Annotated in this window: 13 protein-coding genes and 1 pseudogene; 7 read left to right on the top strand and 7 right to left on the bottom strand. The window is 69.3% G+C overall.

Annotated elements, in window-relative coordinates; translation table 11 throughout:
• Position 1: 1 nt before the first annotated feature.
• Positions 2 to 1,222: a peptidoglycan DD-metalloendopeptidase family protein gene (locus A5702_RS10470; RefSeq protein WP_068220431.1), complete on the top strand. Its 1,221-nt coding sequence runs from the start codon at positions 2 to 4 to the stop codon at positions 1,220 to 1,222.
• 12 nt (positions 1,223 to 1,234) lie between these two features.
• Here A5702_RS10470 and A5702_RS10465 read toward each other — a convergent pair whose 3' ends face one another.
• A complete protein-coding gene (locus tag A5702_RS10465; RefSeq protein ID WP_068220428.1) occupies positions 1,235 to 2,278 on the bottom strand; it encodes a hypothetical protein in 1,044 nt (347 codons plus the stop codon).
• 109 nt (positions 2,279 to 2,387) lie between these two features.
• Positions 2,388 to 3,371 (bottom strand): NAD-dependent epimerase/dehydratase family protein, encoded by a 984-nt coding sequence (locus A5702_RS10460; RefSeq protein WP_068220425.1) that lies wholly within the window; start codon positions 3,369 to 3,371, stop codon positions 2,388 to 2,390.
• Positions 3,372 to 3,467: 96 nt separating this feature from the next.
• On the opposite strand from A5702_RS10460, the gene A5702_RS10455 reads away from it, so the two are divergent.
• From A5702_RS10455 to A5702_RS10440, 4 genes are all read left to right on the top strand, one after another.
• A complete protein-coding gene (locus tag A5702_RS10455; protein ID WP_055405331.1) occupies positions 3,468 to 4,361 on the top strand; it encodes a sulfurtransferase in 894 nt (297 codons plus the stop codon).
• A complete protein-coding gene (locus tag A5702_RS10450) occupies positions 4,358 to 4,804 on the top strand; it encodes a SufE family protein (RefSeq protein ID WP_055405332.1) in 447 nt (148 codons plus the stop codon). Before A5702_RS10455 ends, A5702_RS10450 begins: the two co-directional genes overlap by 4 nt.
• 99 nt (positions 4,805 to 4,903) lie before the next feature.
• On the top strand, positions 4,904 to 6,697 hold the full coding sequence (locus tag A5702_RS10445; RefSeq protein WP_067905132.1) for an acetyl/propionyl/methylcrotonyl-CoA carboxylase subunit alpha: 1,794 nt from the start codon (positions 4,904 to 4,906) through the stop codon (positions 6,695 to 6,697).
• A 166-nt stretch (positions 6,698 to 6,863) separates the two neighbouring features.
• A complete protein-coding gene (locus A5702_RS10440; RefSeq protein WP_055405182.1) occupies positions 6,864 to 7,295 on the top strand; it encodes an STAS domain-containing protein in 432 nt (143 codons plus the stop codon).
• Here the strand turns inward: A5702_RS10440 and A5702_RS10435 are convergent.
• From A5702_RS10435 to A5702_RS10420, 5 genes are all read right to left on the bottom strand, one after another.
• A complete protein-coding gene (locus tag A5702_RS10435; RefSeq protein ID WP_055405181.1) occupies positions 7,266 to 8,054 on the bottom strand; it encodes an RNA polymerase sigma factor SigF in 789 nt (262 codons plus the stop codon). The genes A5702_RS10440 and A5702_RS10435 overlap by 30 nt on opposite strands.
• Positions 8,051 to 8,488, bottom strand: coding sequence for an ATP-binding protein (locus A5702_RS10430; protein WP_055405180.1), 438 nt, complete (start codon positions 8,486 to 8,488; stop codon positions 8,051 to 8,053). Before A5702_RS10430 ends, A5702_RS10435 begins: the two co-directional genes overlap by 4 nt.
• 73 nt (positions 8,489 to 8,561) lie before the next feature.
• Complete coding sequence (locus A5702_RS26270; protein ID WP_156669562.1) at positions 8,562 to 8,777, bottom strand: hypothetical protein; 216 nt, start codon at positions 8,775 to 8,777, stop codon at positions 8,562 to 8,564.
• Positions 8,778 to 8,876: 99 nt separating this feature from the next.
• Positions 8,877 to 9,188, bottom strand: a complete 312-nt coding sequence (usfY, locus tag A5702_RS10425) for a protein UsfY (protein ID WP_055405179.1) — start codon at positions 9,186 to 9,188, stop codon at positions 8,877 to 8,879.
• Positions 9,189 to 9,277: 89 nt separating this feature from the next.
• Positions 9,278 to 9,661 carry a hypothetical protein gene (locus tag A5702_RS10420; RefSeq protein WP_068220422.1) on the bottom strand — a complete coding sequence of 128 codons (384 nt, stop codon included), beginning with the start codon at positions 9,659 to 9,661 and terminating at the stop codon, positions 9,278 to 9,280.
• Positions 9,662 to 9,946: 285 nt separating this feature from the next.
• Between A5702_RS10420 and A5702_RS10410 the strand changes: the two genes are divergently transcribed.
• Both A5702_RS10410 and A5702_RS10405 read left to right on the top strand, forming a co-directional pair.
• Positions 9,947 to 10,618, top strand: coding sequence for a TetR/AcrR family transcriptional regulator (locus tag A5702_RS10410; protein WP_055405176.1), 672 nt, complete (start codon positions 9,947 to 9,949; stop codon positions 10,616 to 10,618).
• A 33-nt stretch (positions 10,619 to 10,651) separates the two neighbouring features.
• Positions 10,652 to 14,866: pseudogene (locus A5702_RS10405) on the top strand (ATP-dependent helicase); the annotation flags it as partial.
• Positions 14,867 to 14,939 lie beyond the last annotated feature (73 nt).

Genomic DNA, 14,939 nt, shown 5'->3' with positions numbered 1-14,939 from the left:
ATTGCGGATTCTGGCGGTCACGCGTGCCCAGAATGCCGGGAAGACCTTGGCCGAAACGCTGGACTCGCTGGCCACCTTCTGCGACGACATCTACGCGATCGACGACCGCAGCACCGACGACACCGCCGCGATTCTCGCGAACCATCCCGCGGTCACCAACGTTGTTCGGGCACGGGCAGATCTACCGTCCACACCGTGGCTGATCCCCGAGTCCACCGGGCTGGACCTGCTGTACCGGATGGCCGATTTCTGTCGCCCGGACTGGGTGGTGATGGTCGACGCCGACTGGATTTTCCACATTGACGTCGACATCCGTGCGGTGCTCGCGCACACGCCCGACGACGTCGCGGCGCTGATGTGTCCGATGGCTTCCCGCTGGGACGATCCGCAATACCCGGACATGGTGCCGGTGATGGGCACCGCCGAGGCGATGCGCGGGCCGTTTTGGCGCTGGTATCCGGGCCTGTATGCGGGACCCAAGTTGATGCACAATTCGCACTGGCCGGCCAACATCACCGAGCACGGCCAGATAGGGCAGCTGGACGGTATTCGCTTGACGCACAACGGGTGGTCGACGCTGGAGGAACGGATTTCGCGGGTCAGGCACTACATACGGCTCGATCCGGATTTCCGGCACAACTTCGGTGTGGCCTATGACCGCTCCCTGCTGTTCGGCTACGCACTCGACGAGGTCGACCTCCTCAAAGCGGACTACCAGCGGCGGGTGCGCGGCGACTTCGACCCGACGGAGCCGGGTGCGCGGCTGCCGATCGACGCGGAGCCACGCGCGATCGGCCGCGGGTACGGGCCCCGCGCGGACGGTTTCCATCCCGGTGTCGACTTCGCCGCCGACCCGGGCAGCCCGGTCTACGCCGTCACATCCGGAACTGTCTGCCGCGCAAGCGATGTCGATCAACTTCAGTCGGTGGTCATTTCCAACGGGGACATCGAAATCCGCTACGTGTTTCGTCCCGGTGATGACCGGCGTATCGCGGTCGGTGATCGGATAAGCGCGGGAACCCGCATCGGCAGCCTCGGCGCCGAAGACCAATCAACCGACGGCTACCTGCATTTCGAGACGCGGGTGGGCCGCCAACATGTCAACCCGCTGCGCTACCTGGGCAACATGGGGCTGCGGCCCTGGCCGCCGCCGGGGCGGCTGCGCGCGGTATCGGGCAGCTACCCGCCCGCCACACCGTGCACCATCACCGCCGACGAGTGACCTTGGGCGACCTCAACGCGGCGCGAGTGCTGTCGGTCGGCAGGCCGTGACCCGTTCCAGCAGAGCGCGGGCGGCCCGGATCGTCGAGCGGACCTCCTGCAGCAGTTTGGCGGGATGCTGCAGGTCCATCTCGTGCAGTCCTTGGTAGCGGTCGATGCCGAAACCCACCGTCTCGATCCGGATTCCGAACGGCACGGTCAAAGTTCGCAGCGCGTCGAAGTTCTGATAAGGCACGAACGGCTGGCCGGTCACCAGTAGACAATTCGATCGCTGCATGTCGAGTGTCCGCGCGGTGAAGGTGAAGGTGTCCGCGGAGGTCGCGCGGCGGTTGTCCGGGTCCGGCGACGGTGCCTCGATCAGCGTCACGGGCAGCCCGAGGTCATTGCTGTCTTCGCCGAAGCGCCAGACCATCTGGCCCCGATGCGGGTCGCCGGCCCGCAGCCGCGCCCGCCGTACCACCTCGCGGGTGTCCATCCCGAACGCGTCCGCCGCGGCGGCCGCCAGCAGATCGAACTCGGTACGCGCGCCCGGCGCACAGGATGCGACCGCGTCGTCTTCGGACGGCAACAGCCGTCGAGAAGCGGCGGCCAGCACGATATGACCGACGCGATGCTTCTCAGCCAGGTCCCGCGCCAACCGGGCCCGGAGCAGGTTCGAGTAACGTGCGGTGCCGATCACCAGCATGTAGTCGAACGTTGTTTGCGTGGGCCATGTTTCGTCCGTCAGGCCCAGCCGTCGCGCCAGCGTCGTGATGGTGTCCAGTTGCCCATCTTCGAGGTCAAGCGGGGGGATCATCCATCGTGCCCCGCCGCCGGCGTCTTGGCAGTGCACCCGCTCGCCGGTGCGTGCCCTCGTCCGGCTCCGGTAGTCCCATACCGCGCTGAACTCGTCCAGGGCGGCCAACCGGGCTGCCAGATTGTCGTGCCGCGGGAAAACTCCGCCGAACATCTCAACCAACTGCGCCAGCGCGTCATGCGCACTCCACGCGTCGACCTCCCTGAGCAGCGGCGTCAAGAACTCGCCGCCGGGTGTCGACACCTCAGCCGGACCGTTCACTTCAATTCCGTGCTCCTCGAACGAGCCATGACACCATCCGCATTCAGTAAGCCTAACTGCGGTGAACTGTGTCCGGATGCGCCTTTTTCGGAAAGCGGAGATCGCGCAATCACCGTGGCGACAAGACGCCTCCGAACCCGTCGTGTTCGTAGGCGTACTGGGGCTGATCCTTCGCCCATTGGATATACCGGTCGATGCCTTCCCAGATACCGACTTGGGGCCGAAATCCGATGCTCTTCGCGAGTTCGATGTTGGCCGGGAAGCGAGCGACTTCGCCGGCGCGCGCTTCGCGGTGTGCGATCCTGGCGCCGAACTTTCCGGCGATGTATTCGACGATGTCCTTCACCCGGGTGTTTGTGCCGCTCGCGAAATTGATCGCCTGTCCGCGAAGCGCGGGATTGTGCAGCACGAGGTTGTATGCGCGGACGATGTCGCTGACGTACAGATAGTCGCGCGTTGACGAACCGTCGCCGAAGATCGTGAGGTCTTCCCCGTTGATGGCCTGCCGGACGAGTCGTGGAATCAGCGCACCGAATCGCCCGGTTTTCTGGCGCACCCCAAAGATGTTGAACGGGCGGACAATTGTGACGTCGAGACCGTAGGAGCGGTAGTAGGAATAGCACAACCGGTCGGCCGCCGCCTTCGAGGCGCCGTAGGGGCTGTTCGGTTTCAGCTCCGCCCTCTCGTCAAGAAGCTCGCCCTCCTGCAGATTGTGTCCGTCGCCGTACACTTCGCAGGTCGACACGTAAATCAGCCGATTCTTGTAGCGCCGGACGGCCTCCAGCACGCGGTAGGTGCCCATGACATTGGTTTCGAGAAAGCTCTCCGGTTCACCGAGAGACTGATCCACATTGATATTGGCGGCCAGATGAAAAACGACGTGGTGACCGCGCACCGCGCGATGCACGGTTTCCCCGTCGGTCACCGACCCCGAGATAAATGCCGCTCGCTCGTGCGAACGAAAGTCACTGGTGTTTCGGGTCGCACTCTTCGACGACGTATTCAGGACCGTCACCCAATGCCCGTCCGCCAGTAGCGACTCGGATAGATGACTGCCCTGAAAGCCCGCGCCCCCCGTGACAAGTATCTCCATTTGATTTGGCCCCTCGCGTTTGACGCAGTAATGGCCAGTTTAATCGATGCCGACGGCCCCAAACCCGCTTTCTGCGCTGGCGGTAGGCTCGAGAGCGTGGCCTTACCTCCCGATCCAAGCCCGACGCTGTCCGACTACGCCCACCCCGAACGGCTGGTCACCGCCGACTGGGTCTCCGCCAACCTGGGCACCCCCGGCCTGGTGATCGTCGAATCCGACGAGGACGTCCTGCTCTACGACGTCGGCCACATCCCCGGCGCGGTCAAGATCGACTGGCACACCGACCTCAACGACCCGAGGGTCCGCGACTACATCAACGGCGAGCAGTTCGCCGAATTGATGGACCGCAAGGGCATCTCGCGCGACGACACCGTGGTGATCTACGGCGACAAGAGCAACTGGTGGGCCGCCTACGCGCTGTGGGTCTTCACGCTGTTCGGCCACCCGGACGTGCGCCTGCTCAACGGCGGGCGCGACCTGTGGCTGGCCGAGCGCCGGGAGACCACCCTGGACGTGCCGACCAAGACCTCCACCGGCTACCCCGTCGTCGCGCGCAACGACGAGCCCATCCGGGCGTTCAAGGACGACGTGCTCGCCATCCTGGGCAGCCAGCCGCTGATCGACGTGCGTTCACCGGACGAGTACACCGGCAAGCGCACCCACATGCCCGAGTACCCCGAGGAAGGCGTGCTGCGCGGCGGCCACATCCCCACCGCCCGGTCCATCCCGTGGGCTAAGGCGGTCGACGAGAGCGGTCGCTTCCGCAGCCGCGCGGAGCTCGAGGAGCTCTACGACTTCATCGACCCCGACGACAAGACGGTCGTCTACTGCCGCATCGGCGAGCGGTCCAGCCACACCTGGTTCGTGCTCACCTACCTGCTGGGCAAGCCAGGGGTGCGCAATTACGACGGATCGTGGACCGAGTGGGGCAACACCGTGCGCACGCCGATCGTCGGGGGTGAAGAGCCGGGGACAGTTCCGGTCCGATGAGCCTGCCCGCCCCGCTGGCCGAGGTCGTGTCCGACTTCGCCGAAGTGCAAGGCCAGGACAAGCTGGCGCTGCTGCTGGAATTCGCCAACGAACTCCCGCCCCTGCCACCCGAATTGGAGGAGCGGGCCATGGAGCCCGTGCCCGAGTGCCAGACGCCGCTGTTCCTGCACGTCGACGCCAGCGACCCGGACCGGGTGCGGCTGCACTTCAGCGCGCCCGCCGAGGCGCCGACCACCCGGGGGTTCGCCTCGATCCTGGCGGCCGGTCTCGACGAGCAACCCGCGGCCGACATCCTGGCGGTGCCCGAGGATTTCTACACCGACCTGGGGTTGGCCGCGCTGATCAGCCCGCTGCGGTTGCGCGGGATGTCGGCGATGCTCGCGCGCATCAAGCGGCGGCTGCGCGAATCGGGCCAGAATTCCGGCACCGCCTCATCGGCCTGACGGCGCGGCGCTTAGACTTCCCAGTCAGTGTAAGAAACTCTCTTAAAGAAGCCCACGGCGGAAACACGTCCGCTTGAGATATGCCAAACAGGAGGCGCAGTGGCTAGTCACGCCAGCTCGAGGATCTCCAAAGTGCTTGTCGCCAACCGCGGCGAGATCGCTGTCCGGGTGATCCGCGCGGCCCGCGATGCGGGTCTGGCCAGCGTGGCGGTGTACGCCGAACCCGACGCCGACGCGCCGCACGTGCGGCTGGCCGACGAGGCGTTCGCCCTGGGTGGCCAGACCTCCGCGGAGTCGTACCTGGACTTCGGCAAGCTGCTCGACGCGGCGGCCAAGTCGGGAGCCAACGCGGTGCACCCCGGCTACGGGTTCCTCTCGGAGAACGCCGATTTCGCGCAGGCGGTCATCGACGCCGGCCTGATCTGGATCGGCCCCAGCCCGCAGTCCATCCGCGACCTCGGCGACAAGGTGACCGCCCGCCACATCGCCGCGCGCGCCCAGGCGCCCCTGGTGCCCGGCACCCCCGACCCCGTCAAGGACGCCGACGAGGTGGTCGCCTTCGCCGAGGAGTACGGCGTCCCGATCGCCATCAAGGCGGCGTTCGGCGGCGGCGGCCGCGGCATGAAGGTGGCCCGCACCATCGAGGAGATTCCCCACCTGTACGAGTCGGCGGTCCGCGAGGCCGTCGCCGCCTTCGGCCGCGGCGAGTGCTTCGTCGAGCGCTACCTGGACAAGCCGCGCCACGTCGAGGCGCAGGTGATCGCCGACCAGCACGGCAACGTCATCGTGGCCGGCACCCGCGACTGCTCCCTGCAGCGCCGGTTCCAGAAGCTGGTGGAGGAGGCGCCCGCGCCGTTCCTGACCGACGCCCAGCGCAAAGAGATCCACGAGTCGGCCAAGCGCATCTGCAAGGAGGCGCACTACTACGGCGCCGGGACGGTGGAGTACCTGGTCGGCCAGGACGGCCTGATCTCGTTCCTGGAGGTCAACACCCGCCTGCAGGTCGAGCACCCGGTCACCGAGGAGACCGCCGGCATCGACCTGGTGTTGCAGCAGTTCAAGATCGCCAACGGCGAAAAGCTGGACCTCACCGAGGATCCCACGCCGCGCGGCCACGCCATCGAGTTCCGGATCAACGGCGAGGACGCCGGCCGCGGCTTCCTGCCGGCGCCCGGCCCGGTGACCAAGTACGAGACGCCCAGCGGGCCGGGGGTCCGGCTGGATTCCGGTGTCGAGGCCGGTTCGGTGATCGGCGGCCAGTTCGACTCGATGCTGGCCAAGCTGATCGTGTACGGCGCCACCCGCGAGGAGGCGCTGGCCCGCTCGCGCCGTGCCCTCGACGAGTTCCACGTCGAGGGCCTGGCCACCGTCATCCCGTTCCACCGCGCCGTGGTGTCCGACCCCGCGTTCATCGGCGACGAGAACGGCTTCTCGGTGCACACCCGCTGGATCGAGACCGAGTGGAACAACACCATCGAGCCCTTCACCGGTGGCGAGCCCCTCGACGAGGAGGACGCCCGGCCCCGCCAGACGGTGGTGGTGGAGGTCGGCGGCCGTCGCCTCGAGGTGTCGCTGCCCGGCGATCTGGCCCTGTCCAACGGCAGCGCGGGCGAGGCCGGTGTCATCCGCAAGAAGCCCAAGCCGCGCAAGCGCGGGGCGCACTCGGGTGCGGCGGCCTCCGGTGACGCGGTGACCGCCCCCATGCAGGGCACCGTGGTCAAGGTCGCGGTCGAGGAGGGACAGGAGGTCGCCGCGGGCGACCTGGTCGTCGTCCTCGAGGCGATGAAGATGGAGAACCCGGTGACCGCGCACAAGGACGGCGTCATCACCGGACTCGCGGTGGAGGCCGGTGCGGCCATCACCCAGGGCACGGTGCTCGCCGAGATCAAGTAACCAGCGGAACAATAATCCCCGGAAACAGTTGTCGGGCTCGCCCTGCGCGGGTACCGTTCGGGGCAGGTTGAGTTCACAGCCGTCCGGATCACGTCAAGGCGCGCGGGGCAGGTGAATTCCCTGTCCTCAAAAGCACTCCTGACGTCTTCGCGCATCCTGCTTTCGGATGGAGTCAGTAATGTCTGTGGCCCAATCTTGGCAACACAGCCGCCCGGCGCATTTCACCGCGCGCTGGGAACCCACGGGGACCCTGATCACGGTGGACGGTGAGCTCGACGCCGCCAACGCCGACCAGCTGGTGGCCTACGTGCGGCACGGCATCGGTCGCACCCGGCGCGTGATCCTGGACCTGCGCGGCCTGAAATTCATTGGCACGGCCGGGTTTTCGTCCCTGCACCGGATCAACGTGGTGTGCTCGGGCGCCCAGGCGTCCTGGGCGATGGCGCCCAGCCCGGCGGTGGCGCGCCTGCTGCGGATCTGCGACCCCGACGGCACCCTGCCGGTGACGACGCCCGCGCTCGAGCCGCTGTTGGGAGAGCTGCACGACGGCGAGGAAGAGCCGCGCTCCCTACTGCAGTTGGTCACGCAGCCGCGTTAGCGACTTCGCCAGCAGGCGGGAGACGTGCATCTGCGAGATGCCGACCCGTTCGGCGATCTGTGTCTGCGTCATCGACTCGAAGAACCTGAGCACCAACACCGTTCGTTCCCGCTCGGGCAGCGCCTCGAGCAGTGGCCGCAGCGACTCCTGATCCTCGATCCGGTCCAGCCCGGTGTCGACGTCGCCCAGCGTGTCGGCGATGGCGCGGGCCTCGTCCTCGTCGCTGCCGCCCCCGCTGTCGATGGACAGGGTGTTATAGGAGCTGCCCGCCACCAGGCCCTCGACCACCTCCTCGCGGTCCATGCCCAGCTCGGCGGCGAGTTCGGTCGCGGTGGGCGCCCGGCCCAGCCGTTGCGACAGATCGGCGGTGGCGGTGCCCAGGCGCAGGTGCAGTTCCTTCAGGCGCCGCGGCACCTTGACCGACCAACTGTTGTCCCGGAAGTGCCGGCGGACCTCGCCCATGATCGTGGGCACCGCGAACGACACGAAGTCGGAACCGGTCTCCACGTCGAAGCGGACCACCGCGTTGACCAGACCGACGCGCGCAACCTGCACGAGGTCGTCGCGCGGTTCGCCGCGTCCCTCGAACCGGCGGGCGATGTGATCGGCGAGCGGCAGGCAGCGCTCGACGATCTTGTCCCGTTGACGCTGGAATTCCATCGAGTCCGGAGCGACATCGGCCAACTCGCGGAACATGTCCGGGACATCGGCGTACTCGTTCGGGCGCGAGACGGAACCGCCGGCAGCTGGTGGGGTCACCTGCTGGAGGCCGCCCGTCGCGCCGTTAGCGTGATACCGAAGACGCTGCCGGTTTGGTTGGGTTCGCGACCATCGTGGAAGGTCTGGACGTCGTCGGCCAGCGACGTCAGGACGTGCCAGCTGAAGCTGCCGGGCGCCACCACGTCGTGGGTGTCGCACGCCGCGGACGCCTCCACCACCAGTTGGTCGTCCTGCGGGTCGACCACGACCACCAGAGTCGCGTCGGGGGTGGCACAGCGGATCAACCGGGTGCACACCTCGTCCACCGCCAGGCGCAGGTCGGCCACGGCGTCGAAGTCCAGGTCCTCGAAGGTGCCGATCGCGCCGACCAGCGTCCGGAGCATCGCGAGGTTCTCCAGGCGTGCCGCGACGTGCAGCTCGACGGCGCGATGGCCACGCTGACGTTTGTTAGTGCGCAATCCCGCGTCGTTCATCTGGTCTCCCGGCAATGGTTGACTGACACTACTACCACCCCTCAGCCCGCCGTGTACCGGCCGTTCGAGCCGATTAGTCATGGCTGCCGCCGGGTATTCGACCCGGCACAAGCGCGCCTGAACCGCCGATCCGGTTCGGGCGCGGCGGCTCAAGCGCGTGGCGGTGATCGCCGGGATCGCGCTGCTGATACTGGTCGTTCTCGCTGTATTCATCTATGTCGGTGTCTTCGTGATCCTGGCCCACATGATGGGGCGACCACGCTGACGCAACCGTTCCGGCACTCATCATGGTGCACACCTGATACCCGCTCGACGGGGCCGGTAACCCACGGGTTTGCTTGCTGGCAAAAATGGCCTCGCCGCGGGGTCGGCCGCGCCGGACGGGCCCCTAACTGGCGGGCCGCTGCCGGTAGACCTCGGGGTGTTCGGCGTACCAGCGATCGGCGATCCGGCGAATCCGCCGGTGCTCCACCGCCACCCACGCCAGCCCGAGGACGGCGGCGACGATCGCGAGCACGCCCGCGGTCATGCCCTCGTGGTGGTGTCCGGTGCCGAAGGCCGCCAGGCTTCCGCACCCCCCGATCACGCCGGCCACCACCAGCAAATAACCGGGCCAGTGCAACACGTCGATCAACGACTCCCCGGCGAGCGGCCGCGTAGTCCTCAGATGGTCGACGGGGTCATGAAAGGTGTCTCCCATGGCTGCTCCTAGTGGAGATCTCTTGCGCAGCTCAATACGGGTTGCACCATCAACGGTAGATCGCCCGGGAGGCTTTTGGCGAGACCCAGTCAGAGGGGCAGCGCCGAGCCCGCGATCGGGGCCACGCCCAGCGCCACCATCAAGACCATCAGGGTGAACAGGAACCAGCCCGCGCCGTGCCAACCCCACCAGGTGCCCTGCGCCTTCCACACGCGATAGGTGCGCAGGAACGCCCACAGCCCGGACGCCAGCAGGATCAACGGTCCCCCCACCGCCAGCAGCGTCCGCTGCGGCGCGCCGCAGGCGACGGTGTCGACGCCATTGCTCGGGCAGGTGCTCACCCACAGCGCGGCCATGACCAGAAAGACCACCGCCGCAGCGGCGGCCACGACAGCGAACCGGATGGCGGCGCGCACCTCGCCGTCTTCCTGTCCCAAGCGGTCACCACCGGACCGCTCATCCGCCTTGTGCATTCGTGCCCCTCATATCCCCCATGTGGCCAACGCATTGTTCATCGTTTGCTACGTCGCAATAGTTACCGCGCAATGACGAATTGTCCGGCGACCGGCCGGGCAACCGCGCTGGCACCAAACGGAAAGCGCATGGGTTCAAATACCCGTCGGCAAACCCGGCAAAACCGGCCCGGCGCGTCGACGTCACCGTCAATTACTCCGACGAATCATGGCTGGCCCGGGGCTCGGAGGCCGGAAAGACACAATGTGGTTGGTGTCTCAGCACCGATGAGTACTATCTCTGACATGCCGACAGCCCGAAGGCGCTTGTCCCCCGAGGATCGACGCGCTGAGCTGCTCGCGTTGGGGGCGGAAGTCTTCGGAAAGCGACCCTACGACGAGGTGCGGATCGACGAGATCGCCGAGCGCGCCGGAGTGTCGCGGGCGCTGATGTATCACTACTTCCCCGACAAGCGGGCCTTCTTCGCCGCGGTGGTCAAGGACGAGGCCGATCGGCTGTACGAGACCACCAATATGGACGACGCCACCGGCCTGACGATGTACGAAGAGGTGCGGACCGGCGTCATGGCCTACATGGCCTACCACGAGCAGAACCCCGAGGCCGCCTGGGCGGCGTACGTCGGGCTGGGCCGGTCGGACCCGGTTCTGCTGGGCGTCGACGACGAAGCCAAGAACCGCCAGCTCGAGCACATCATGAGCCGCATCCACGACCTGGTGGCCAACATCTCGGGGGCCAAGCTGGAGGCCGACGTGGAGCGCGACCTGCGGGTGATCTGTCACGGCTGGCTGGCGTTCACCTTCGAACTGTGCCGCCAGCGCATCATCGATCCGACGATCAACGCCGAACGACTCGCCGACGCGTGCGCGCACTCGCTGTTCGACGCCATCGCCCGGGTGCCGGAGATACCCGAGGAACTGTCGCACGCGATGGCGACGGCCCGGATCCAGCCGCGCTGACCTTTTGTCGGTGCGCCTTGGCACCATGGTTGGGTGACCACCCGTGAGCCGTTGAGCCGTTTTAGCGCGACCACGCGCGAATGGTTCACCAGCACGTTCGCCGGGCCCACCACCGCGCAGGCCGAAGCATGGGACGCCATCGCCGACGGCGACAACACGCTGGTGATCGCGCCGACCGGATCCGGCAAGACGCTCGCCGCGTTCCTGTGGGCGCTGGACAAGCTCGCCTCCGATCCCGTCGGCCCGGCCGAGAAGCCGCCCGGCACCCGCGTGCTGTACGTGTCCCCGCTCAAGGCGCTGGCGGTCGACGTCGAACGCAACCTGCGCACCCCGCTGGCGGGCCTCACCCGCATCGCCGAACGCCACGGCCTCCCGCCGCCCGACATCAGCGTGGGCGTCCGCTCCGGCGACACCCCGCCCGCCGAACGCCGCCAGCTCATCGCGCGGCCCCCCGACGTGCTGATCACCACGCCGGAGTCGCTGTTCCTGATGCTCACCTCGGCCGCGCGCGAAACCCTGGCCGGCGTGCAGACGGTGATCGTCGACGAGATCCACGCCATCGCCGCCGGCAAGCGCGGTGCGCACCTGGCCCTGTCGCTGGAGCGGCTGCAGGATCTGTCCCAAGAGCTGCGGGACGCGCCGCCCGCGCAGCGCATCGGGTTGTCGGCGACGGTGCGGCCGCCCGAGGAGCTCGCCCGGTTTCTGTCGGGAGCAAGCCCGACCACCATCGTGGCGCCCCGCGCGGCCAAGACCGTCGAGCTGACGGTGCAGGTGCCGGTGCCCGACATGGCCAACCTGGCCAACAACAGCATCTGGCCCGACGTCGAGGCGCGCCTGGTCGACCTGATCGAGGCGCACAACTCGACCATCGTGTTCGCCAACTCGCGGCGGCTGGCCGAGCGGCTCACCGCGCGGCTCAACGAGATACACGCCGAACGGTGCGGCGTGGATCTGTCCGGCGAGACCAACCCGAAGGTGGCGGGCGGGGCGCCCGCGCACATCATGGGCAGCGGCCAGACCTACGGCGCCGAGCCGATACTGGCGCGCGCCCACCACGGCTCGGTCAGCAAGGAGCAGCGGGCGCTGGTCGAAGAGGACCTCAAGCGGGGGCTGCTAAAGGCGGTGGTGGCGACGTCGAGCCTGGAGCTGGGCATCGACATGGGCGCCGTCGACCTGGTGATCCAGGTGGAGGCGCCGCCCTCGGTGGCCAGCGGCCTGCAACGCATCGGGCGGGCCGGCCATCAGGTCGGGGAGGTGTCCCAGGGGGTGCTGTTCCCCAAGCACCGCACCGACCTGATCGGCTGCGCGGTGACCGTGCAACGGATGCTCGCCGGCGAGATCGAAACCATGCGGGTGCCCGCCAACCCGCTGGACATCCTGGCGCAGCAGACGGTGGCGGCCGCCGCGCTGGAGCCCCTGGACGCCGACCGGTGGTTCGACACCGTCCGCCGCAGCGCGCCCTTCGCGACGCTGCCGCGCAGCGTGTACGAGGCCACCCTGGACCTGCTGGCGGGCAAGTATCCGTCCACCGAGTTCGCCGAGCTGCGTCCCCGCCTGGTCTACGACCGCGACACCGGCACGCTGACCGCGCGGCCCGGCGCGCAGCGGCTGGCCGTCACCTCCGGCGGCGCCATCCCCGACCGCGGCATGTTCACGGTCTACCTCGCCACCGAGGCGGAGAAGCCGTCGCGCGTGGGCGAACTGGACGAGGAGATGGTCTACGAGTCGCGGCCCGGCGACGTGATCTCGCTGGGCGCCACCAGCTGGCGGATCACCGAGATCACCCACGACCGGGTGTTGGTGATCCCCGCGCCCGGCCAGCCGGCCCGGCTGCCGTTCTGGCGCGGCGACGACGCCGGCCGGCCGGCGGAGCTGGGCGCCGCGCTGGGCGCGTTCACCGGGGAGCTGGCCGGGCTCAACCGAGACGCCTTCGACGCCCGCTGCGCGGGCCTGGGCTTCGACGCCTACGCGACCGACAACATGTGGGCGCTGCTGGACGAGCAGCGCACCGCCGCCGGGGTGGTCCCCACCGACACCACCCTGCTGGTCGAGCGGTTCCGCGACGAACTGGGCGACTGGCGGGTCATCCTGCACTCCCCGTACGGGCTGCGGGTGAACGGGCCGCTGGCGCTGGCGGTGGGGCGGCGGCTGCGGGAACGCTACGGGCTCGACGAGAAGCCGACCGCCTCCGACGACGGCATCGTCGTGCGGCTGCCGGACGTCCTGTCCGACACCGGCGAGGCCCCGCCGGGCGCCGAACTGTTCGTCTTCGACGCCGACGAGATCGATCCCATCGTCACCGCCGAGGTGGGCGGCTCGGCGCTGTTCGCCTCCCGGTTCCGGGAGTGTGCGGCCCGGGCGCTGCTGCTGCCCCGCCGCCACCCGGGTAAGCGGTCGCCGCTGTGGCACCAGCGCCAGCGGGCGGCCCAGTTGCTGGACGTGGCCCGCAAGTACCCGGACTTCCCGGTCGTGCTGGAGACCATCCGCGAATGCCTGCAAGACGTGTACGACGTCCCCGCCCTGACTTCGCTGATGGCCGGGATCGCGCAGCGCAAGGTGCGGGTGCTCGAAGCCGAGACGGCGCGGCCGTCGCCCTTCGCGTCGTCGCTGCTGTTCGGTTACGTCGGCGCGTTCATGTACGAGGGCGACACCCCGCTGGCCGAGCGGCGGGCCGCCGCGCTGTCGCTGGACAGCACGCTGCTGGCCGAGCTGCTCGGCCGCGTCGAGCTGCGCGAGCTGCTCGACGCGGACGTCATCGCCGCGACCGGCCGCCAGCTGCAGCACCTGTCGGAGGACCGGGCGGCGCGCGACGCCGAGGGCGTCGCGGACCTGTTGCGGCTGCTGGGTCCGTTGACCGAGGAAGAGGTCGCCGCCCGGGCCGGCGGTGCCGAGGTCGGCGGCTGGCTCGAAGGCCTGCTCACGGCCCGGCGGGCCCTGCCCGTGTCGTTCGCCGGCCGCGGCTGGTGGGTGGCCATCGAGGACATCGGCCGGCTGCGCGACGGGGTCGGGGTGCCGGTGCCGCTGGGCGTGCCGGCCGCCTTCACCGGGGCGGTCGCCGACCCGCTGGGCGAGCTGCTGGGCCGCTACGCGCGCACCCACACCCCGTTCAGCACCGCCGAGGCCGCGGCCCGCTTCGGGCTGGGGTTGCGGGTCACTGCCGACGTGCTGGGCCGGCTGGCCGCCGACGGCCGGCTGGTGCGCGGCGACTTCGTCGCCGCGGATCACCCCGAGGGGGCCGGCGGCGAGCAGTGGTGCGACGCCGAGGTGTTGCGGGTGCTGCGCCGGCGCTCGCTGGCCGCGCTGCGCGCGCAGGTCGAGCCGGTGAGCACCGCCGCGTACGGGCGGTTCCTGCCGGCCTGGCACCGGATGCCCACCGGGCATTCGGGCCTGGACGGGCTGATGTCGGTGATCGACCAGCTGGCCGGTGTCCGGATGCCGGCCTCGGCGATCGAACCGCTGGTGCTGGGTCCCCGGGTCCGCGACTACGCCCCCGCAATGCTCGACGAGCTGCTCGCCGCCGGGGAGGTGACCTGGTCGGGCGCTGGGTCGATCTCGGCCGGCGACGGCTGGCTGGCGCTGCACGTCGGCGAGTCCGCGCCGTTGACCCTGGCGGCGCCGGCCGAGATCGACTTCACCGGCGCCCACCGCGCGATCCTGGACACCCTGGCCGGCGGCGGCGCGTACTTCTTCCGCCAGCTGGCCCAGGACGGGATCCCCGACGCCGAGCTCAAAGCCGCGCTGTGGGAGCTGATCTGGGCCGGCTGGGTCACCGGTGACACGTTCGCGCCGGTGCGCGCGGTGCTCGGCGGCGCCGGGAGCCGCAAGCGCTCGGCCCCGGCGCACCGGTCGCACCGGCCGCCGCGGCTGAGCCGGTACAGCGTCGCGCACGCGCAGTCCCGCCCGTCCGACCCGACGGTGGCGGGCCGATGGTCGGCCCTGCCGGTGCCCGAGCCCGATTCCACCATGCGCGCCCACTACCAGGCGGAGCTGCTGTTGGGCCGGCACGGCGTGCTGACCCGCGGCGCGGCGGCGGCCGAGGGGGTCACCGGCGGGTTCGCCACGCTCTACAAGGTGCTGAGCACGTTCGAGGAAGCCGGCCGGTGCCAGCGCGGCTATTTCGTCGAGTCGTTGGGCGGCGCCCAGTTCGCCGTCGCGTCGACCGTCGACCGGCTGCGCACCTTCAGCGAGGGCATCGACCCGGAGCGCCCGGAATACCGGGCGGTCGTGCTGGCCGCCGCCGACCCGGCCAGGTGACCGTCGACCAACACCACGAGGGCGCCGGCCTTGCGGCCCGGCCGCGCGCCCTCCGCGCCCGAGCCGG

The sequence above is a fragment of the Mycobacterium sp. E3339 genome, assembly GCF_001666915.1.
GTDB lineage: Bacteria > Actinomycetota > Actinomycetes > Mycobacteriales > Mycobacteriaceae > Mycobacterium.
The sequence above is the reverse complement of the archived record's forward strand: the minus strand, read 5'-3'. Positions and strand labels throughout refer to the sequence as shown.

What these genes read in the sequence shown, in the direction of transcription:
- A5702_RS10460 (WP_068220425.1), bottom strand. Translation starts at nt 3,371, where the DNA reads ATGGAGATACTTGTCACGGGGGGCGCGGGCTTTCAGGGCAGTCATCTA.
- A5702_RS10450 (WP_055405332.1), top strand. Translation starts at nt 4,358, where the DNA reads ATGAGCCTGCCCGCCCCGCTGGCCGAGGTCGTGTCCGACTTCGCCGAA.
- A5702_RS26270 (WP_156669562.1), bottom strand. Translation starts at nt 8,777, where the DNA reads ATGATGAGTGCCGGAACGGTTGCGTCAGCGTGGTCGCCCCATCATGTG.
- A5702_RS10440 (WP_055405182.1), top strand. Translation starts at nt 6,864, where the DNA reads ATGGAGTCAGTAATGTCTGTGGCCCAATCTTGGCAACACAGCCGCCCG.
- A5702_RS10420 (WP_068220422.1), bottom strand. Translation starts at nt 9,661, where the DNA reads ATGCACAAGGCGGATGAGCGGTCCGGTGGTGACCGCTTGGGACAGGAA.
- A5702_RS10430 (WP_055405180.1), bottom strand. Translation starts at nt 8,488, where the DNA reads ATGAACGACGCGGGATTGCGCACTAACAAACGTCAGCGTGGCCATCGC.
- A5702_RS10410 (WP_055405176.1), top strand. Translation starts at nt 9,947, where the DNA reads ATGCCGACAGCCCGAAGGCGCTTGTCCCCCGAGGATCGACGCGCTGAG.
- usfY (WP_055405179.1), bottom strand. Translation starts at nt 9,188, where the DNA reads ATGGGAGACACCTTTCATGACCCCGTCGACCATCTGAGGACTACGCGG.